This is a genomic window from Tolypothrix bouteillei VB521301, assembly GCF_000760695.4.
Classification (GTDB): Bacteria; Cyanobacteriota; Cyanobacteriia; order Cyanobacteriales; family Nostocaceae; genus Scytonema; species Scytonema bouteillei_A.
Genome location: NZ_JHEG04000001.1, coordinates 6,391,587 through 6,410,663, shown reverse-complemented (window position 1 = coordinate 6,410,663; position 19,077 = coordinate 6,391,587). Strand labels below are relative to the sequence as shown.

The 19,077-nt window shown below is 41.6% G+C and carries 22 protein-coding genes; 16 read left to right on the top strand and 6 right to left on the bottom strand.

From position 1 onward, the window contains the following. Positions 1-25: 25 nt before the first annotated feature. Positions 26-571, bottom strand: coding sequence for a hypothetical protein (locus HC643_RS25965; RefSeq protein ID WP_237265946.1), 546 nt, complete (start codon positions 569-571; stop codon positions 26-28). 381 nt (positions 572-952) lie between these two features. Between HC643_RS25965 and HC643_RS25960 the strand changes: the two genes are divergently transcribed. Next, positions 953-1,459 (top strand): hypothetical protein, encoded by a 507-nt coding sequence (locus HC643_RS25960; RefSeq protein WP_038081889.1) that lies wholly within the window; start codon positions 953-955, stop codon positions 1,457-1,459. A 1-nt stretch (position 1,460) separates the two neighbouring features. Continuing rightward, the gene (locus HC643_RS25955) at positions 1,461-1,871 is read left to right on the top strand and encodes a hypothetical protein (protein WP_137986603.1); all 411 of its coding nucleotides are present in this window, start codon (positions 1,461-1,463) and stop codon (positions 1,869-1,871) included. Positions 1,872-2,855: 984 nt separating this feature from the next. On the opposite strand, the gene psbN is transcribed toward HC643_RS25955, so the two are convergent. Further along, the gene (psbN, locus tag HC643_RS25945; RefSeq protein ID WP_050046860.1) at positions 2,856-2,987 is read right to left on the bottom strand and encodes a photosystem II reaction center protein PsbN; all 132 of its coding nucleotides are present in this window, start codon (positions 2,985-2,987) and stop codon (positions 2,856-2,858) included. A gap of 83 nt (positions 2,988-3,070) precedes the next feature. Between psbN and psbH the strand changes: the two genes are divergently transcribed. From psbH to pth, 3 genes are all read left to right on the top strand, one after another. Continuing rightward, complete coding sequence (gene psbH / locus HC643_RS25940) at positions 3,071-3,274, top strand: photosystem II reaction center phosphoprotein PsbH (RefSeq protein ID WP_038081891.1); 204 nt, start codon at positions 3,071-3,073, stop codon at positions 3,272-3,274. A gap of 193 nt (positions 3,275-3,467) precedes the next feature. After that, a complete protein-coding gene (locus HC643_RS25935) occupies positions 3,468-3,716 on the top strand; it encodes a TatA/E family twin arginine-targeting protein translocase (RefSeq protein ID WP_038081893.1) in 249 nt (82 codons plus the stop codon). A gap of 43 nt (positions 3,717-3,759) precedes the next feature. Further along, positions 3,760-4,398, top strand: a complete 639-nt coding sequence (gene pth / locus HC643_RS25930) for an aminoacyl-tRNA hydrolase (RefSeq protein ID WP_038081894.1) — start codon at positions 3,760-3,762, stop codon at positions 4,396-4,398. A gap of 91 nt (positions 4,399-4,489) precedes the next feature. Here pth and rsmI read toward each other — a convergent pair whose 3' ends face one another. Further along, positions 4,490-5,347 (bottom strand): 16S rRNA (cytidine(1402)-2'-O)-methyltransferase, encoded by an 858-nt coding sequence (rsmI, locus tag HC643_RS25925; protein ID WP_038081896.1) that lies wholly within the window; start codon positions 5,345-5,347, stop codon positions 4,490-4,492. Between the two features lie 72 nt (positions 5,348-5,419). Between rsmI and HC643_RS25920 the strand changes: the two genes are divergently transcribed. The 4 genes from HC643_RS25920 to HC643_RS25905 all read left to right on the top strand — a co-directional run bounded on the left by HC643_RS25920 (position 5,420) and on the right by HC643_RS25905 (position 8,571). Further along, positions 5,420-6,274 (top strand): sugar kinase, encoded by an 855-nt coding sequence (locus tag HC643_RS25920; protein WP_038081897.1) that lies wholly within the window; start codon positions 5,420-5,422, stop codon positions 6,272-6,274. Between the two features lie 7 nt (positions 6,275-6,281). Continuing rightward, complete coding sequence (locus HC643_RS25915) at positions 6,282-7,130, top strand: 3'(2'),5'-bisphosphate nucleotidase CysQ family protein (protein ID WP_038081898.1); 849 nt, start codon at positions 6,282-6,284, stop codon at positions 7,128-7,130. Between the two features lie 197 nt (positions 7,131-7,327). Then, complete coding sequence (locus HC643_RS25910; RefSeq protein ID WP_038081900.1) at positions 7,328-8,188, top strand: substrate-binding domain-containing protein; 861 nt, start codon at positions 7,328-7,330, stop codon at positions 8,186-8,188. 242 nt (positions 8,189-8,430) lie between these two features. Then, positions 8,431-8,571: a hypothetical protein gene (locus tag HC643_RS25905; RefSeq protein ID WP_162002218.1), complete on the top strand. Its 141-nt coding sequence runs from the start codon at positions 8,431-8,433 to the stop codon at positions 8,569-8,571. Positions 8,572-9,124: 553 nt separating this feature from the next. Here the strand turns inward: HC643_RS25905 and HC643_RS25900 are convergent. Next, entirely contained in the window at positions 9,125-9,805 is a 681-nt protein-coding gene (locus tag HC643_RS25900) for a tetratricopeptide repeat protein (protein WP_050046861.1), read from the bottom strand. Between the two features lie 547 nt (positions 9,806-10,352). Here HC643_RS25900 and HC643_RS25895 point away from each other — a divergent pair. From HC643_RS25895 to HC643_RS25885, 3 genes are all read left to right on the top strand, one after another. Next, entirely contained in the window at positions 10,353-10,679 is a 327-nt protein-coding gene (locus HC643_RS25895) for a YbjQ family protein (protein ID WP_038081901.1), read from the top strand. 242 nt (positions 10,680-10,921) lie between these two features. Next, positions 10,922-11,110 carry a hypothetical protein gene (locus HC643_RS25890; RefSeq protein WP_167844754.1) on the top strand — a complete coding sequence of 63 codons (189 nt, stop codon included), beginning with the start codon at positions 10,922-10,924 and terminating at the stop codon, positions 11,108-11,110. 553 nt (positions 11,111-11,663) lie between these two features. Continuing rightward, positions 11,664-12,296: a hypothetical protein gene (locus HC643_RS25885; protein WP_038081903.1), complete on the top strand. Its 633-nt coding sequence runs from the start codon at positions 11,664-11,666 to the stop codon at positions 12,294-12,296. Positions 12,297-12,429: 133 nt separating this feature from the next. On the opposite strand, the gene HC643_RS25880 is transcribed toward HC643_RS25885, so the two are convergent. Then, the gene (locus tag HC643_RS25880) at positions 12,430-12,687 is read right to left on the bottom strand and encodes a hypothetical protein (protein ID WP_038081932.1); all 258 of its coding nucleotides are present in this window, start codon (positions 12,685-12,687) and stop codon (positions 12,430-12,432) included. Between the two features lie 248 nt (positions 12,688-12,935). Further along, on the bottom strand, positions 12,936-13,616 hold the full coding sequence (sufR, locus tag HC643_RS25875; protein WP_038081905.1) for an iron-sulfur cluster biosynthesis transcriptional regulator SufR: 681 nt from the start codon (positions 13,614-13,616) through the stop codon (positions 12,936-12,938). A gap of 214 nt (positions 13,617-13,830) precedes the next feature. Between sufR and sufB the strand changes: the two genes are divergently transcribed. From sufB to HC643_RS25855, 4 genes are all read left to right on the top strand, one after another. Further along, a complete protein-coding gene (gene sufB, locus HC643_RS25870) occupies positions 13,831-15,270 on the top strand; it encodes a Fe-S cluster assembly protein SufB (protein WP_038081908.1) in 1,440 nt (479 codons plus the stop codon). Between the two features lie 207 nt (positions 15,271-15,477). After that, positions 15,478-16,266 carry a Fe-S cluster assembly ATPase SufC gene (gene sufC / locus HC643_RS25865; RefSeq protein ID WP_038081910.1) on the top strand — a complete coding sequence of 263 codons (789 nt, stop codon included), beginning with the start codon at positions 15,478-15,480 and terminating at the stop codon, positions 16,264-16,266. Beyond that, positions 16,266-17,639, top strand: a complete 1,374-nt coding sequence (gene sufD, locus HC643_RS25860; RefSeq protein WP_038081912.1) for a Fe-S cluster assembly protein SufD — start codon at positions 16,266-16,268, stop codon at positions 17,637-17,639. The genes sufC and sufD overlap by 1 nt, the downstream gene beginning before the upstream one ends. Positions 17,640-17,694: 55 nt before the next feature. Then, the gene (locus tag HC643_RS25855; RefSeq protein WP_038081914.1) at positions 17,695-18,957 is read left to right on the top strand and encodes a cysteine desulfurase; all 1,263 of its coding nucleotides are present in this window, start codon (positions 17,695-17,697) and stop codon (positions 18,955-18,957) included. Positions 18,958-19,077 lie beyond the last annotated feature (120 nt).

Here is a 19,077-nt window from a genome sequence, read left to right as displayed (position 1 = left end):
TCAAAGGTTATGATGACATCACGTCTCATGTTGCAACTATCTTGTCTCCTCGGTGTTTTTTGCTTGTAGCGAATGTAATTTCAATCGGGTTTAAAGAACGTCCTGTTGGCTTTCCATCTTTTAACTCAGCTGGTGTATATTGTAATGAACTTTGTTCGCACAAAGAAGCAATAGCCATTCCTACACTAGCCTGAGCAGTCATTCCTGTAAAATCTGCAACGACATCCTCTATCACCCATTCCTGGGGCAAATAGTTATAAATTTTTCTGACTTCTTGATAGAACTCTAAAGGCTCGTAGATATCGTTAATAATTATTGGTTCTGGAATCTTTAGATTGGGAAAATCTTGTTTTAACTTTTTTGCTAAATCAAGGGTTTGCGAAGAACAAATTAACCAACAACGCTCCAATTGTGGGAGATGATATTCTATAGCTTTTCGACAAGGTTCTTCCCGGCTCACTAACAATATGAGTCCCTTGTGCTTTACAGGAGGTAATTTGTCTAAATCAATTTGGGGCGATCGCCCCAAAGTTAACGATTTAGCTGCAGTTAACCCCACCGATTGGGTCAATTCGGATTAGTTGGAAACCTCTTTCTTAAACTTAACTAAAAAATTGGCTTTGTCTTTTCTACCCCACCGATTGGGTCAATTCGGATTAGTTGGAAACGACTGATTAATCGCTTCATTTTCCAATGTATTGCTATACCCCACCGATTGGGTCAATTTGGATTAGTTGGAAACAATTGAGAAGTTACAGGAATACTACCAGGTCTGACTCCACCCCACCGATTGGGTTAATTCAGATTGGTTGGAAACTCTTTGGTATAGCGATCGCAATTTTAAGTATAAAAATTAACAGAAAATGTCCGTATTGACGGAATTTGGCAAATACGTATAATAATACGTATAGTGCGTGCGTTAGATTTTTGCATTCTAAAACGCACATAACATATGAGTTCTACTATGTTGAGTTGTATTTATTCAGATACACTATTTACAGCGACTGAGCTAAACCGTCAACCAGGAAAAGTACTAGACCATGCTTTAGAGCATCCAGTAACAATTACTCGTAACGATGAGCATTTTGCTTTGCTGCGTCGTGAAAAGGTTTCTTCTCTTGCCAAAGCGGCTCAAAATGGTGAATACCTTATCGAGCTTTTAAGCGCTGCTTTTCGTTTACGTTTAGATGAAAAGCTTGGTAGCGAACATCCACATGGCTGGCTTAAAGTATTTGACAAAGATGAGCTTCAAGACTTTACCAATGAGGTAACAGAAGCTTATCGTTCAGCAATTTTGTCTGAACAAGCTTGGGATGAACTAGAAGCTATTATTCATGAATGGCACGAAAGTGCATTAGCGATCGCCAACCCCGATCTTGCCCATGCATTCAGTGATGAGGATGAGTATGATGAAATACCATTAACCCAACCCTTTACTGAGAAATCACCTGATTTCTAAAATGACGGAAATTTCATCAAACGAATCAGAAACTAATAATGTGGAGCCGCCAGAAGTTAAGCTGACGGCTCCTAATTTGTCAGATAGTGAAAAGACAGAGGAAAGTACAATAGATATTGATTTATCTGAAAAATGGTTAGTGGTAGCAAAAAATCGTAGAGTATATCGTGAATGGGAAGCTTTGACCAACCGTTATCCACAAAACTGTTATCGTTGTTATCAAGATTTGTGTACATCACCCACAACTAGAAAACAAGGGTGCGTCTTCCCTTTAAAAGGCAAAGCTTACAAGGGTGTTTGGGAATACGAAGTAGCAAGCGGAGATAGAGTTTACTACATTCCTAATACAGAAAAATTAAAAGTAATTATTTATTATGCGGGAAAACATATAAGCCCTGCACCTAAACCTTAAAGGACGTGGATATCAAAAACTCGGTCAAGCTCAAGAAAATTTATTTGCTGCCAAAAAACATCAGTTTTAATAAATAACCTTTGATTGTTAATGAACTTTGAACATCAATTTTCCCCCACCCAAGTCGCTTTCCAATATTTAGCTAAAGCTGGTGAGTCTCTTTCATGGCGTTTTGCTTCACCCCAAAATCGTTCTAACCCATAGGCGACTGTTGCACGCATTTTATAGGATTCTTTGAAAGCTTGTTTGCTGGGTTCCCTAATATTCTTATCCCCATTAAGAGCATCTTTAACTAGTTTCCGAGCTTTTTCATCTAGAGCATAAATTCTGCATGAATAAAAAATCTTTGAACACCGTTAATTGGTTGAGACAATGAATTATTGAAAGCAGATAAATCTTCATTAGTAAACTGGGGAGAAGCCATTTCTATCGGGAGCATCCCAATTTGGAAAAAACATGCTTGTGATTGAAATCACGCCTATACGAACGAAGTCCCTTCGGGTTCACCAGTTCCCTACGGCGGGAAACCCGCCTGCAGGACTGGATTCACCACCTACGTGGACTTCTTATTAAGTCCGCGTAGGCGGACTTTGTTTGTGTAGCCCCAGAATTCTATTCTGAGGGCAATTGCTGAACCGTATTGAGTTATAGATTAGCAGCAGGTGGAAAATGCTATTTCCAAGTTGAAAGCTCCGCGTGCGTTTGCAAAGCGTAAAGCATTCTCAAGCTAAGTCTGGAAACGAGTAAAGATTTGTAAAGTTTATGAGAATTAGAAGGTTTGGGAAGAAAAGTCACACCTTTTTAGATGCTTGGTATTGTATCTAGACATCTGGTAAAAAATGTAGAGACGCTGTTTGAAGCGGTTATCGGTCTCAAGACTCCAGAAACTTATTTTGCATGGTATAAAACGATGTAAAGACGCACTATGGCACGTCTTTACATCGTTTTATCGATATATCCAGTACACCTGTCACGTGGCTGGCATTAATCTTCGTGATCTTCAAACGGATCGCTCAACTCCTTGCTGGGAGGACCAAAAGAGGTGTAAATAGACAGCGCTGTTATAACGATGACGATCGCACCGACAGAAATGCTAAGAACTGTTGCGGGTTCCATAAGAAGTATATATTATGAGTAGTCTTCCTATAGAATATTACAGAACATTAAAAAATGGTTTGGCAATTCATCTTAGGTGAACTATGGCACAAAGGACGCGGTTGGGAGACATCCTCAGACCTTTAAATGCTGAGTATGGTAAAGTGGCTCCAGGATGGGGTACTACCCCCCTCATGGCTGTTTTTATAGGACTATTTTTCGTATTTCTGCTGATTATTCTGCAGCTTTACAACAAGTCAATCCTGATCCAAGACGTAAGTGTCGATTGGCGGACGCTAGGCAGATAATTCACAAAATTGACAAAACTTGCATAACAAACTATCCCGTACCCGGTTTTTCCGGGTTTTTTCTTTCTGTGGTTAGTAGAGGTAAGAGCAGCCACTAACCAACTACCAACTCTTGCACTAAACTACAAGATGTGAGATGTTGTGGCAGTTGTTAAGTTAAAAGTTAGATCGGTCACTCGAAAGGAGAAAGGCTGTGAACGTATTTGGTATCGGTTTGCCAGAAATGGCTCTTATCTTTATTGTGGCGCTATTAATTTTTGGTCCCAAGAAGTTACCAGAAATTGGTCGAAGTGTGGGAAAGGCAATTCGCGGTTTTCAAGATGCTTCTAAGGAGTTCCAAAACGAATTTCAAAAAGAAGCCGTACAGATAGAAGAAGCTGTTAAGACAACAGCCGAACTCGAACCCAAGCAAATAGAAGCTGCTAGAAAGGATGAAGGATAAAATTTCTGACTTCATAATTCATCATTCATAATTCATAATTTAGATGGCAGAAGCGGTTGCTAAAAAAACTCTTGTGATTCCCCAGCTTGTTGTGGGGTTGGGGAATCCAGAACCAAAATATGACCAGACACGCCACAATATTGGTTTTGCTGCTATAGATGCTTTGTCTCGTGCTTGGCGAATTCCTTTAACAGAGAATCGTAAGTTTCAGGGAGAGTATGGTGAAGGACTTGCAATCAATGGAGACAAAATCCGCCTGCTCAAACCACTGACTTACATGAACCGTTCGGGACAGTCCATACAAGCCGTTACTAGTTGGTATAAATTACCACCAGAAATGGTAATGGTGATTTATGATGATATGGATTTACCAATGGGTAAAACTCGCTTGCGTTTGTCGGGTTCTGCGGGCGGACACAATGGTATGAAAAGCACCATCGCCCATCTTGGAACTCAAGACTTTCCTCGTTTGCGTATAGGTATAGGTAGACCAAAAGGTTCTGCGAGTGATGATTCCGGTACCGTTTCCCACGTCTTGGGCAAATTTTCTGTTGCGGAAAGTCAACTTATGTCTCTTGTACTGCAGTTTGTTGTTGATTGTACGGAAATGTGTCTCAAGCAGGGAGTAGAAAAGGCAATGAACGTTTGTAATAGCCGTTCTTTTGATTTCCCCGATTCTTAAGAAGGTAGAAGCCCGCTCGTTATTAAGAGTAGGGGATAGGCTTAAGGGTAAAGGATAAAGTACGAAGAATGCAATTTTATCCTTATATCCCTCATACTTCATCCTTTACCGAAAGAGCTAATTGATAAAGTTGACGCCGTGTTAGAGAAGTCATTTTTGCTAATTCGCGACTGGCTTGACTTCGCGAGATTCCCTGACGTATTAACTTCTCCAATTCTGCTTTCAGTTCTGCTTCTGAATACTGTACTTGAATTGGTGGACTCCCAGCCACCACTAAAGTATACTCACCTTGCGGTTCCCTCTGGTTGTACTCATTTATGGCATCTGCGATGGTTCCCCGCCAAAATTCCTCATATAACTTGGTTAACTCTCGTGCAATAACAATTTGACGGGAATCAGAGAAAACCTCTGCTAAATCTTTGAGGGTGTCCCGCAATCGATGGGGAGACTCATAGAAAATGAGTGTGCGAGATTCTGCGTTGAGAGACTCAAGATGCGATCGCCTTTGTTGAGCTTTGGCTGGCAAAAATCCTTCAAACACAAACTTATCCGTTGGCAATCCCGCCGCACTTAACGCTGTAATGGCTGCAGTCACACCGGGAATGGGTACAACTTGTATCCCCGCCTCCACACACACTTTCACCAGTTCATATCCGGGGTCGGAAATTCCAGGCATTCCCGCATCAGTCACAAGAGCAATTGCTTTACCCTGATTCAGTTGTTCTAATAACTGCGGAACACGGCTGTTCCGATTGTGCTCGTGATAGCTGACTTGAGGTGTCTTCACTTGAAAATGTTGAAGTAGCTTTCCAGTATGGCGTGTATCTTCTGCAGCAATCAAATCCACAGTCTGCAAAATCCTCACCGCCCGGAATGTCATATCTTCCAAGTTGCCAATAGGCGTACCGACAATGTAAAGTATTCCTGGTTTTGGATCTGTTGTATGCATGATTGGGAACTGGGGATTGGGAACAGATGAGACAGAAAAGACCGCTAACAACTAACAACTATCCACTAACAAATGCCCATTAACGGACTCTTCGTTGGTTTAGTGACTCTGGATTTAATTTATCTTGCAGAGTCACTACCCAAGAATAACCAGAAAATTGTAGCAGTTGATTATACTGTTGCCGCCGGGGGACCTGCAACAAATGCTGCAGTCACTTTTAGCCATTTGGGTGATAAAGCAAGTGTGTTGGGAATTGTCGGTTCTCACCCAATGACACAACTTATTAAAGAAGATTTGGCAAACTACAAAATAGGAATCATAGATTTAAACTCCACCACCCAAAACCCACCACCCGTTTCTTCCATCATTGTTACCCAATCTACTGGCGAACGAGCGGTTATTTCCATTAATGCTGTCAAAACTCAGGCGTCAGAGCAATCCCTGTCCGCAGATGTTTTACGCAATATCAATATTGTCATGATTGACGGACATCAAATGACACTGGGAATTGCGATCGCCCAAATGGCAAAAGCCAAAAATATCCCGGTTGTTATAGATGGTGGTAGTTGGAAACCTGGATTTGAAAAACTCTTGCCTTTTGTAGATTATGCTATTTGTTCTGCTAATTTTCATCCTCCCCAATGTAAAAACGAGGAAGAGGTTTTTGCCTATCTGAGTCAAGTTGGCATTCCCTACATTGCCATAACTCATGGAGAAAACCCCATTCAATACTCAATTGATGGCAAGAAAGGTATTTTAAATGTACCCGGTGTTCGGGCTGTTGATACACTGGGGGCTGGAGATATTTTTCACGGTGCTTTCTGTCATTATATTTTGCAAGAAAGTTTTACAGATGCACTTGAGCAAGCATCTCACGTGGCTTCTTTGTCATGTCAGTTCTTTGGTACGCGCCGTTGGATGGAGTGAGAAATACATGAAAGACTTAAAAGAAATACTGACTGTAGTTCGTTCTGTGGGCTGGGAAGCAGCAGATATACTGCAGTCTTACTACCACCAAACAGGCGATCGCAATCTAGAAGTACAGTACAAGCAGAATGAACCCGTAACAGTAGCAGATGTAGCTGTCAATCAATACATATTAGAAAAGCTACAAGCCGCTTTAGGTACTGAAGATTTTGCTTACATTAGTGAAGAAACATACACAACCGAGCAAGCAAAACAGGAATGGGCTTGGATTATCGATCCTTTAGACGGGACGAGAGACTTTATTGAAAAAACAGGGGAGTACGCCATTCACATAGCTCTAGTGAAAGAAACGCGCCCTGTTCTGGCTGTGGTTGCCGTACCGGAGTTAAAAAAACTGTATTATGCCATAAAAGGCAGTGGTGCCTTTGCAGAAACACGCGATGGAAAAACTCTTCCCTTACAGGTATCATCACGGGAACGTCTTGAGGATTTAACAGTCGTTGTCAGTCGTTCTCACCGCAATGAAAGACTTGAATACCTGTTGCAAAAACTACCCTGTCAAAACCAAAAAGCAGTAGGAAGTGTGGGATGTAAAATCGCTACAATTGTCGAACAACAAGCAGATGTTTACATTTCACTATCCGGTAAGTCTGCACCAAAAGATTGGGATATAGCCGCCCCAGAACTGATTTTGACAGAAGCGGGTGGAAAATACACTCATTTTGACGGTACACCGTTACAGTACAACACGGGTGATATAAATCAGTGGGGAGGCTTGCTTGCTAGCAACGGTCAATATCATGAGTTGCTCTGTCAGGATGCACAGAGAATTTTAGCTGAGTGGGAAAAAAGTTAATAGGTGGCAAAAATACTCACGATTGGGAAAAAGCAGGAACTAGAGGATATTTACCTCAACGAAACACAATATTTCTATAAATGGCTGTGGAATACTCTCTGATGGCAGAGATAATAAGCTTCGAGTGAAGGAAAAGATGGGTTGATGGTTTACTCTGTTTGGAGGATGCAAAAAGCTTTATATGAAAAGTATATTTTATGAGAAATCGCTTCTGGTTGATAGCAATCCTCGGTACGAGCATATTTTTAGGGGAAATATCTGGCTGTACAACTAGCAACGTCCGTCAATCTAGTACTCATCTACCATCTGGCTCCCAAGCGCGATCGGAGATTAAGATTGGCGTTCGGGGTATTACTTATGTAGCAATGAAGACACTGGCTGATGCTTACAGATCTCAAGTCAAAAACGTCCAAGTCTCTTTTGTACCCATCGCTCAATCTATGGCTGAGCTTAAAGGAGTTAGAGACGGACTGCTCGATCTTAGCGGTGTGAGTGAAGAGTTGAAATTGGAAGACAGCACCTTGGAGTATTTGGACGCTGCTCAAGATGCTCTGTTAGTCGCTACCCATTCAAGTGTTAGCGCGATTACTAACTTGACAACGGAGAATCTCAAAGCAATCTACAGCGGTACTTTGAGAAATTGGCAAGAACTCGGAGGTCCTGATGCCAAGATTGTTGTACTGGATCTTCCTGAAGATGATTCAGTTAAGCGCCTTCTGCGGAAGCATTATTTGGGTGAAGATTTGAAGAATTCCAAGACAGCAATTCTTCTGAGGGAAGAAGAGGATGCGATCGCAGCAGTACAGAATATTCCCTATAGTATTGGCGTTTTCTCATCTGCCCGTGTTACATCCAAACAACTCCGTCTGAACCCCAAAAGTCTTAACGGTGTAGAAGCTACCCCAGAAAACGTACAGACGGGTAGATATCTGCTGGTGCGCCCTATCGGAATTATCTCGAGCAAGAGATCTTCCCAAGCTGTTAAAGGCTTTCTCCAATTTGTTCGCAGCAAACAAGCTGCTGCTGTGCTGCGAAGATCGGGTTTTCTGCCACGCTGATAGATGATGTGTAGCGAAAACGTAGTAAAATTTGCGTACAAACCCAAATCCTCACATTTTCTTCATCTTTTTTTTAAAAAATAGTATCGGGAGTACCATCGCCAAATGCACAAATGATGATACACCATAAGTAGGAAGATCCAATATTGATTTTGGGCCTTGCTAAAACAACCGTATTTAATGTATAATTCGAGTTTGCTCGATTTTCTGTTAGGGTATCTACCGCAAAGGAGTTGAAACTTATGTCCAGACAAAAACAGAACAGTAGTAGCGAGCGCCTCCAGGAGCTTATTTCCAGAGTCGATTCTTCTTGCAACACCAATCGCATCAAACTACTCGAACCACCTCAGCCCATACAACAGTTGCCCAAAAAAAGTAGCTAATGTCATTAAAAAAGGCTGCACTCATAAATCCAAGCAGCAAGGGGGTGAGTCACCCGGTAGCTAGTCTTGCATATTGATTTTGTTGAGCGTAATTATATACGTTTCTACGCTAGAGTTCAAGTACGTTCGGGATCGTTTTTGATGATATTGGCACAAAGTGATATACCCTTGACCCCTTGTCCTGGGTCAAGGGAATTCGTTTTTTGCAGTATAGCTTCAATTTATGGGGACATTGGGCATTAAGACAAAAGGATTATTTTCCAACACTAAGTTTGTGAGTGATTGCCTTTGATTGTGTTAGGTACAAGGTCTGCTCTAAGCGTCTGCTCTAAGCGATCGCTTGCAGGCACGGGGAATACCTTTCTTTGTGAGACGATGAATCTGGGGAATGGTTTCCGGTAACCAGAATCTTTCCATCTCCCATGTCCTTACTATGGCAGAAACTCCCCTACAGTGCTGGGCTCACCAGTAACCAGTAAATAATAATAGTAAATAAGAATAAGATGAAGTTGTTGTGTAACTGATAACTGGTAACTCAAGGATTGTGCGCCGATTAAACTCCTAAATTACGGAGTACGGCTTCGAGTCTGACCACGCTTTCTGACTTACCTTGGCGTTCGTATAGTTCTCGAGCTTGTTTGAAAACTGCGATCGCTTCTTTCGATTTTCCTTGCTTCATCAGTATATTACCTCGCAACTCATAAACTTGAGGATTTTTGGGATCTAGACTGACCGCTTGTTCGTATGCCCATTTAGCATTTACGTACTCTCCCAAACGCAAGAGAACTGTTGATAAACCTATGTACGCATTAGCGTTATTCCGATTGCTTTGTATGGCACGTCTGTAGGCTTCTTTGGCTGTTTTGTTATCTCCCAAATTACCACTTACGTAAGCTAAAGCATATTGGTAATCGCTATTGTTAGGATTGAGTGATACAGCACGTCGATACGCCGTTAAAGCTGCGGGAAAATTGCCTTGCTGGGCGTATAAGTAGCCAATACCGGCATATATGGTGGCATTTTTTGGCTCTAGATTTGTGGCTCTTTGATAAACTGCGATCGCGTTATTATAATCCCCTGTATCTACAAGTCGTCGCCCTTCATCTAGAAGTTCCTTTAACTCCTGAGAACTTTGTTGGGGCAAAATGCTTTGAGCGCGGGCTACTGATGGTATTGTTGCTGCAATACTGCTAATAATGAAAATACTTACTATAAAAGATGTTGGCTTGTACACAGTAATTTTCCTGATATTTTTTGCAACTTTTTCAAAGTTTTCTTGATTGCTTGTCCATTAAAACAAAAATATCTTGTTTTGCAAACACCTTGTATTGACTTTTATACAAGAATTATGAAGATTTTTCAGAACTCTGTAAAAGTACGTTACAAGCATTGTTTGATTTCATACAAGTTCTTTGGACTAACAAAAAAAGATTAACTAGCACTCATGTCATGGTAAAGGGGCTGACGTAACTCAATCAAAGCTTCAGCATTACTACCCGTTGATATTAACCACATGAACGGGCAAAAACTATTTTCCTATAAGTTGTGTACCTCAATTCATTTATTTCACAAGCTTTTTGCCCCCTCAGGAAGTTTTTCTAATGTCAATCATGGATGCATGGCTTTGGATAGACTCAAATATATATGTAGATGCGTTAATGAAAAAGCTACCTTTATCGCTCTCTCTATACCGATTAAATAATTAGGTAGAGGAGAACGTTAGCATATCAAATAGAATAAAAACCCGTGCTATTCCAATTAATGCGATTGAGGTTCGATTTATGATTTTGAGTACAACTGATGTCATTCAGGGATCTATCGTTGATTCATATTTGGGCATTGTGACTGCAGAAGTGGTCTACGGAAGCAATTTCCTGCGCGATTTCTTTGCGAGTATCCGAGACATTATTGGTGGACGCACTGGAAGTTACGAACGCCTATTTGAGCAGGGTCAACAAAAAGCGATCGAAGAATTATCCCTAAGAGCAAGGCGTTTGGGTGCGGATGCTGTTATTGGTATCGAAATTGATACTGGTACTATCAATGTTGACCAATCAGGTGTTCTCATACTTATTACAGCAACGGGGACAGCTGTGAAATTGCGCTAGTGGTGAGTAGTGAGTGGTTGTTAATAGAACTGCTAACTACCACTTGCTCACTAATTTACTATTTATTTTTCATCACAAACTGTTCATTCTTCACCGTTTTTATCCAAAATTTTAGAATTTTCGCTAGTATAACAATCCTATTTGAGTCCGAACAAGGAAGACAAGGAAGAGGTGTTTGTAATTCCGACAGGCTCTGCTATGGGTATTGCATACTATAGCACTCCTATTTGATTTATAAAATTATGAATCACAAAGACGAGCTATTGCATTGTGGGGTTTCCCTGTTGTTCAAAACAGCGTCTCCACAGGAGATAGCTCCGGGCGTCGCAAAGAGCACGTATAGCCCTAGCGGGCATAGCTTACAGCATCGCGTAGCGTCTTTGTCAGGAGAAGAAAAGAGAAATTTTACAAATGATTTAGGATTGCTGTAACAACCAAAAGTTAACAAGAAAGTTATTGAATAACCAAACAAAAAGTTTTAAAAAAAAGTTTTTGAAAATAAACTATAGATAACAAATATGATATATTTGAAAAAAGTTTAGAAATCCTCTAAAAATAGAATTAACTAACAAGTCCTATAGGCGATGCCACATACAGTCTTATATGGAGAAATATAGTTGGGCGGGCTGCTTACCAAAACCCTTATTTGCTTGGGAATACCTGCCTAACAATACTTAAAATTTTTCACAAAAGGGCTGGAAGTGCTATATGCCAAAATTCAAATAGGAGTTCGATGATTCTAAAAATAGAAGCTGTTGGTTAGCTTGGGAAAAGCAGTCATTCTCATTCCAAGTTATTCAAAACTTTTCAGTTAATATTTCTTAAAAAAAAGCTTAAATTTCCAAAAATATTATGACCAAAGATAGACAAGGCAAGTATTTCCAGTGGTAGATATTAAAAATCCAAAAAAGCAATTTAATTCTAGTAACTATTTGACTATTTTGAAGTAAAAACTTTACTGGAGTGGTAAGGGGAAAATAGAGTATGTCATACACAAATCGAGTAGGTGACGAGGTTATTAACGAACCTGCTGTGGTAGGTCGAATTACCGATTACCACGATCGCGTTCGTTGGGGTCCTATCATTTCCGGTCTGTTGATTGCATTAGCAACTCAATTAATATTAAGTTCGATGTTTGCAGCTATTGGAGCAGGAACAATTGAGGGGTCGGGCGCACCGAGATCTCTTGCACCCAATGTTGCAGGTAATGTGGGAATTTGGTCAACTATTGCTTTGTTGATTTCATTATTTACTGGTGGTTGGGTCATGGCTCGTGCTTGCGGTCCCATGAATCGCAATACAGCTCTTCTCAATGGTGCCATTCTGTGGGCAACGACTCTGGCGTTAAGTTCTTGGTTGTTAGCAAGTGGAGTATCGGGTGCTTTTGGTGTTGCTGCTTCTAACGCTGGAGAAGTTGTAAACCAAGTGCAGCAAGGTGGTGTCAATATACCCCAAAATACTCCCAATGTAAGTGCTCAACAAGCTGCTGAAATTGCAAGCAATTTCCGTAAAGGTCTGTGGTGGTTTGTCTTTGGGTCCTTGTTAGGTTTACTCGCCTCAATGGTTGGAGCCGCAGCAGGAACCCGCAGTCCGCGTAATAATAATAATTACGCTTAATGGGTAGTTATATCGTGCCTTTAGACTGGAAGTCTAAGGCTATACGAACAAAGTCCGCGCAGGCGGACTTTTTGTTGTTTTATAAGAGCTAGCGATCGCAGAAAAACTACTAACTACTAACGACTCACCCTTCTTACCACTTCAAATATGCAGCATCCACTCCTTGTTCTCGACGAATCTTGCTATCTTTCTCAAACCAAGCAATGACTTGTTGTGCGGTTAAATCCTCAACAGTCACGTTATACTCTTGAGCTATGTGATTCAATAGCCTGAGGGATGAAATAGTTATTCTAGTTAAGAACTTTTCTGGTGAGGACAGTAAAGCAGCATCAACCTTTGCTGATTCTTCTAATGTTAAAAATTGTGGCGGCGATTGGGGTGGTAAGTTCATAAATAAATCATTCAAAAATTTACAATTATCACAATAACCATACACCAGTTTGAAAAAAGAATCTGATAGATAATTGGGTACAATTAAGTCCAAGCGAAACTTTCCCAATCTACCCATCCAAAATCTAAAATCCAAAATGGTATGACTGACTTGACTTGGTAATACCAATTACCAAATACCCATTTTTTATGACCTATGCTTAATAACGAGCTTCTCATTCACAAAGGAAACCGCTCTCATAAAAGCACTTATTTTCTCGCTTGGACTAAATATCCACAACGGTGTTCGCCATTAATAATCCAGTGAGTTCTTTCTACAGTACAATCTGGCAATACAGCAGCAAACATTTCTAATTCATGACCGCAAACACTGGGAAAAGACTCTGCAACGTTGGAAATAGCGCAATTGTGCTCGGTGAGAATGAACTTATTATCATCTAATGAGTTACCTGATGGTACTGGATGACATTCAGCCATGTAACCTTCAGCTTTTCTCAGTTCTACCAAAGTTGCAACTCTTTCAGATAGAGGAGCATTCCCAAGACGCTCTCGATAATCGTGGGCTTTGCGTTCCCATTGTTTTCGTAGAATTGAGGTGACTTCGTCTCGTCCTACCGTTTCCGCTAATGTATCCAGTAGGGAAACGGCAAACTTACCATAGCTATCGCCGAGACCTTCGCTGACTTTTGTGTTTAACCGTTCTTTTCCCTGACGAGTCAGTTGATAGATATGTTGCGGACGTCCCATTCCCCCCTGTACGGATGACACGAGAGATATAAGTTGTTCTGCTTCCAAATCTTTAATATGACGGCGAATTGCTTGCGGGCTAACGTCTAGAGCGTCAGCCAGATCGAAAGCCGTAGCTTGTGAGTGTTTTAAAAGATATTCCAGAATATCTTGCTTGGTTGAGGACTGGTGGATAGTCGCCATCGTCGCCCCAAAAATTTATCGTGACAAAGCTAAATTATGGCTAATCTAGCGTAAAATAAAGATATGTTAAACAACACGAATGTTGTTTTAGTCCTTATACTTATTATGATAGCAGTCGAGTCACACCTCGGCTAGCTTGAAAAGGAAGCCCGGTTAAAGATTCCGTCTTCCATCCTTAAAGAGATTAAGAAAGAGAACACAAGAGTAACAGCCAATGAGCGCCACTGTCAAAACCTTAGTCAACCAGCCATATAAGTACGGCTTTGTTACTGACATTGAAGCCGACACAATTCCGCGTGGACTGAACGAGGATATTGTCCGTTTAATTTCCGCGAAGAAGAACGAGCCGGAGTTTATGTTGGACTTTCGCCTTAAGGCTTTCCGTCAGTGGCAAAAAATGGTTGAACCAGCTTGGCCGAGTGTCAAGTATCCTGCAATAGACTATCAGAACATTATCTACTATTCCGCACCCAAACAAAAGAAACAAAAGCTAAACAGCTTGGAGGAAGTCGATCCAACTTTATTGGAAACCTTTGAGAAGTTAGGCATCCCCCTATCAGAGCAGAAGCGATTGGCAAATGTTGCGGTTGATGCAATTTTCGATAGTGTTTCCGTAGCGACAACATTCAAAGAAAAGCTGGCTAAAGATGGTGTTATATTCTGCTCCATTTCAGAAGCATTGCAAGAACACCCAGAACTCGTACAAAAGTACTTGGGTAGCGTTGTCCCGGTAGCAGATAATTACTTTGCAGCCCTAAATTCAGCCGTATTTAGTGATGGTTCCTTCGTTTACATTCCCAAGGGAGTGAAATGTCCCATGGAACTGTCTACTTACTTCCGGATTAACAACGGTGAAACCGGGCAATTCGAGCGAACTCTGATTGTTGCAGAAGAGGGAAGCTATGTTTCCTACCTTGAAGGTTGTACTGCGCCAATGTACGACAGCAACCAATTGCACGCTGCTGTAGTCGAACTCGTTGCTTTAGACAACGCTGAAATCAAATACTCAACCGTTCAAAACTGGTACGCTGGCGATGCAAATGGCAAGGGTGGTATTTACAATTTTGTCACCAAGCGCGGTTTGTGCCAGGGCGTGAATTCTAAAATTTCTTGGACTCAGGTAGAAACTGGTTCTGCAATTACCTGGAAATATCCCAGTTGCGTGTTGGTGGGTGATAACTCCGTAGGTGAGTTTTATTCAGTAGCGCTGACAAATAATATGCAGCAAGCTGATACTGGTACCAAAATGATTCATGTTGGTAAGAACACCCGCAGCACTATTATTTCTAAAGGAATTTCTGCTGGTAATTCCAGTAACAGCTATCGCGGTCTGGTAAAAATCAATCCCAAAGCGGAAGGAGCGAGAAATTATTCTCAGTGCGACTCCATGTTGATTGGGGATAATGCTCATGCTAATACTTTCCCTTACATCCAAGTGCAGAATAATGCTGCCAAGGTAGAGCATGAAGCTTCTACTTCTAAGATTGGGGAAGATCAACTCTTCTACTTTGCACAACGCGGTATCTCTACAGAAGATGCAATTTCCATGATGGTGAGTGGCTTCTGTAAAGACGTATTCAATCAGCTACCCATGGAATTTGCTGTAGAAGCTGATAAGTTGTTGAGTTTGAAGTTGGAAGGAAGCGTTGGGTAATGTCATGGATTTCTCGTTACCAGGCTCAGCCTGGTAACACGTACTGTGAGGCAGGTTTGGGTAATTCTCGTAACAGGGCTCAGCCTGGTAACACGTACTGTGGGGCTCAGCCTCACGATACATTGGAGGCGGAGCCTCTCGTATGACATTCCCAGGCTGAGCCTGGGAACGAGGTAGAGCGAAATAGAGAGGAAAAAGACACACATCATGATTATTGAGAATAGTGAAGTCGTGCTGTCAGTGAAAGATTTGACAGCAAATGTTGATGGGACACCAATTCTCAAGGGTGTAAACCTTGAAGTTCGGTTGGGTGAAGTGCATGCGATTATGGGACCGAATGGTTCTGGTAAGAGTACTTTTTCTAAAGTTTTAGCTGGACATCCTGCTTATGAGGTAACGGGCGGGGAAATTATTTTCCAGGGACAAAACTTGTTGGAGATGGAGCCAGAAGAACGCGCCCGTTCTGGAATATTTTTAGCATTTCAGTATCCTTTAGAAATTCCTGGCGTGAGTAATTTGGATTTCTTACGGGTGGCTTACAATTCCCGTCAGAAAGCACGGGGTTTGGAGGAATTGGATGCTTTTGACTTTGATGACTTGGTAGAGCAAAAGCTAGAAGTGGTCAAGATGAATTCTGCTTTTCTCAACCGGAGCGTGAATGAAGGGTTTTCTGGTGGTGAGAAGAAGCGTAATGAGATTCTACAAATGGCGCTTTTAGAACCAAAGTTGGCAATTCTGGATGAAACAGATTCGGGTTTGGATATTGATGCGCTGAAAATTGTGGCGAATGGAGTTAATCAATTGACAAGCGCTGAGAACGCGACAATTATGATTACTCACTACCAAAGGTTGCTGAATTACATCGTACCAGACTACGTTCATGTGATGGCACGAGGACAGATTATTACCAGTGGCGGTAAAGAACTGGCGTTGGAATTAGAATCTCGCGGTTATGATTGGGTGTTGGAAGAAAATGGAGTTGAGGTGACTGTATAATGAGTATCCTTGTTTCTCCAAGTCCAGTTCCTAATTCCCATTCCATCGATTTGGCATCTACCGTGTTGGATAGAGATGCTTATTTGATAGATTTGTTGAATCAAATTGTGGGTGGTGTTGAAACACCTCGCGATCGCCTATCCTGGTTGCAGGAATTACGGGAACGCGCCGTTTTATGGGTTCGTCAATCCGTTTTGCCTACAACTCGTGATGAAGAATGGCGCTTCGCCGATTTATCTTTTTTGCGGAAAATTCAATTTCATGTGGGGACGAAGGGTAGCGCGTCTGTTGGCTCATCTTTACGATCGCTACCAGAAGCAGCTACAAGTCGGTTGGTGTTTGTTGATGGTGTTTATTCATCTGAGTTGTCCTCAGTTTCTCTTTTACCAGATGGAGTTGTCGTTAGCAATTTAGCCGATTTATCTGCTACGTACACTCAAGAGGTACAGAAATATTTAGCTCAAACTGAAGGCGCACACGAACTGTTTACTGCTCTCAATACGAGTGGAATGGTTGATGTCGCAGTCGTTTGGGTATCAAAAAATGTGGTGGTCGAGACCCCAATTCATTTGGTATTTCTTGCTACTGGCGAGCAGTCTGGAATTTCTCTTCCGCGTTGCTTGGTTGTGGCGGAGACTGGTAGTAGCGTGACGTTAGTGGAAGAGTATGCGAACCACACAGACGCGGAGAGCACAGAGGAAGAGAGCGTATATTTTACTAATGCGGTTACGGAAATTTGGGTCGGGGAAAATGCTCGGGTGAATCATACTCGGCTTGAGATGGAAAATGCAGAGGCTATTCATATTGGGAAAACTGCTGTTTCTCAAGCTCGTTACAGTTGGTATAGCTGTCACGCCGTAACTTTTGGTGGAAAGCTTTCACGTCACAATCTAGAGATTTTGCAAACTGGGGAGCAGACAGAAACTGTCCTCAATGGATTGACGATAATTGGGGGACAACAGTTAGCGGATACTCACAGTGCAATAGCGCTCAATTATCCTCACGGTACTAGCAAACAATTGCATAAGTGTATTCTGAGCGATCGCGCTCATGGAGTGTTTAACGGTAAAATTTTTGTGCCAAAACCCGCACAATTGACAGATGCGGCCCAGTTAAACCAAAATTTGTTACTATCCTCTAAAGCCAGAATTGATACTAAGCCTCAATTAGAGATTACAGCTGATAACGTCAAATGCGCCCACGGTGCTACCGTTAGCCAGTTAGAGGATGATGAAATCTTCTATCTGCAAAGTCGCGGTATTGATGCGAATGATGCTCGCAACTTATTAGTTAACGCCTTTGCAACTGAAGCCATCAATCAAATACCTGTTCCTTCCGTCAGACAATCCCTTATGCAAAAGGTTAGTGGTTAGTAGCTAGTAGCTAGTCATTTTTAACCAACAACCAACAACCAACCATTCAAAATCCATGACTTATACCCAAGAAAAAACTCTTGCCGATCGAGTCCGTTCTGACTTCCCAATACTCCATCAGGAAGTCAACGGGAAACCTTTAATTTATTTCGATAATGCTGCTACGTCACAAAAACCTTTGCTCGTACTGAATACTTTGCGAGATTATTACGAACAGTACAATTCTAACGTGCATCGTGGCGTCCATACTCTCAGTGCTAAAGCGACTGAAGCTTATGAAGCAGCCAGAGATAAAGTGGCTGCATTTGTAAATGCAGCATCGCGTCAGGAAATTGTTTTTACCCGTAATGCAACTGAGGCTATTAACTTAGTTGCTTACAGTTGGGGAATGAATAATTTGCAACAGGGAGATGAAATTATTCTCTCAGTTATAGAACACCACAGTAATTTGGTTCCTTGGCATTTTGTAGCACAAAAAACGGGTGCTGTGCTGAAGTTTGTGGAACTCTCAGCCGAGGAAAGTTTTGATTTGGAACAGTTTAAAACACTGATTTCTGACAAAACAAAATTGGTATCAGTGGTGCATGTTTCTAATACTTTGGGTTGTATTAATCCTGTAAAAGACATTTGCGCGATCGCCCATGAATATGGAGCCAAAGTTTTAATTGATGCTTGCCAAAGTGTCCCCCACATGCCAATCGATGTCCGGCAATTTGACTGTGATTGGTTGGTCGCTTCCGGTCATAAAATGTGTGCTCCAACTGGAATTGGCTTTTTGTATGGCAAGTTAGAACTGCTGCGGCAAATGCCTCCCTTTTTTGGTGGTGGGGAAATGATTTCTGAAGTGTTTTTAGATCGTTCTACCTACGCCGATTTACCTCATAAATTTGAAGCGGGTACACCTGCGATCGCGGAAACAATCGCTCTAGGTGCAGCAGTGGATTACCTGAGCAATATTGGCATGGATAAAATCTATGCTTATGAATCTGAATTGACTGGTTATCTTTTTGAAAAGCTAGTCCAAATTCCCGGAATTCGTCTGTTTGGTCCATTGCCCAAAGTCGCAGGTTTGGGGAGAGCCGCACTTTCTGCTTTCACGGCAAAAGATGTCCATGCTAATGATATATCTACATTGTTAGATCAAGAAGGTATTGCTATTCGTTCCGGACATCATTGTACTCAACCATTACACCGTCACTTAGGGATTGCAGCAACTGCAAGAGCCAGTTTATCTTTCTACAATACTCGTGAAGAAATTGACATTTTTGTGAAAGCATTAAAGGAAACTTTAGAATTCTTTGGCAGTTTTGAAAGTTAAATTTTAGGGGTTTATAATGCCCCACGCAATAAATTTTAAAATATGCAACCGAAGCCTGCACGCGCAGGCTATGCTGGTTTGTATGCAATTTCCTATGAATGCGATCGCCAATGATTGAGC

Bases quoted from the DNA above. Each gene is read 5' to 3' on its own strand.
- HC643_RS25960 (WP_038081889.1), top strand. From the start codon at position 953: ATGAGTTCTACTATGTTGAGTTGTATTTATTCAGATACACTATTTACA.
- HC643_RS25955 (WP_137986603.1), top strand. From the start codon at position 1,461: ATGACGGAAATTTCATCAAACGAATCAGAAACTAATAATGTGGAGCCG.
- psbN (WP_050046860.1), bottom strand. From the start codon at position 2,987: ATGGAACCCGCAACAGTTCTTAGCATTTCTGTCGGTGCGATCGTCATC.
- psbH (WP_038081891.1), top strand. From the start codon at position 3,071: ATGGCACAAAGGACGCGGTTGGGAGACATCCTCAGACCTTTAAATGCT.
- pth (WP_038081894.1), top strand. From the start codon at position 3,760: ATGGCAGAAGCGGTTGCTAAAAAAACTCTTGTGATTCCCCAGCTTGTT.
- rsmI (WP_038081896.1), bottom strand. From the start codon at position 5,347: ATGCATACAACAGATCCAAAACCAGGAATACTTTACATTGTCGGTACG.
- HC643_RS25920 (WP_038081897.1), top strand. From the start codon at position 5,420: ATGCCCATTAACGGACTCTTCGTTGGTTTAGTGACTCTGGATTTAATT.
- HC643_RS25915 (WP_038081898.1), top strand. From the start codon at position 6,282: ATGAAAGACTTAAAAGAAATACTGACTGTAGTTCGTTCTGTGGGCTGG.
- HC643_RS25910 (WP_038081900.1), top strand. From the start codon at position 7,328: ATGAGAAATCGCTTCTGGTTGATAGCAATCCTCGGTACGAGCATATTT.
- HC643_RS25905 (WP_162002218.1), top strand. From the start codon at position 8,431: ATGTCCAGACAAAAACAGAACAGTAGTAGCGAGCGCCTCCAGGAGCTT.
- HC643_RS25895 (WP_038081901.1), top strand. From the start codon at position 10,353: ATGATTTTGAGTACAACTGATGTCATTCAGGGATCTATCGTTGATTCA.
- HC643_RS25890 (WP_167844754.1), top strand. From the start codon at position 10,922: ATGAATCACAAAGACGAGCTATTGCATTGTGGGGTTTCCCTGTTGTTC.
- HC643_RS25885 (WP_038081903.1), top strand. From the start codon at position 11,664: ATGTCATACACAAATCGAGTAGGTGACGAGGTTATTAACGAACCTGCT.
- HC643_RS25880 (WP_038081932.1), bottom strand. From the start codon at position 12,687: ATGAACTTACCACCCCAATCGCCGCCACAATTTTTAACATTAGAAGAA.
- sufR (WP_038081905.1), bottom strand. From the start codon at position 13,616: ATGGCGACTATCCACCAGTCCTCAACCAAGCAAGATATTCTGGAATAT.
- sufB (WP_038081908.1), top strand. From the start codon at position 13,831: ATGAGCGCCACTGTCAAAACCTTAGTCAACCAGCCATATAAGTACGGC.
- sufC (WP_038081910.1), top strand. From the start codon at position 15,478: ATGATTATTGAGAATAGTGAAGTCGTGCTGTCAGTGAAAGATTTGACA.
- sufD (WP_038081912.1), top strand. From the start codon at position 16,266: ATGAGTATCCTTGTTTCTCCAAGTCCAGTTCCTAATTCCCATTCCATC.
- HC643_RS25855 (WP_038081914.1), top strand. From the start codon at position 17,695: ATGACTTATACCCAAGAAAAAACTCTTGCCGATCGAGTCCGTTCTGAC.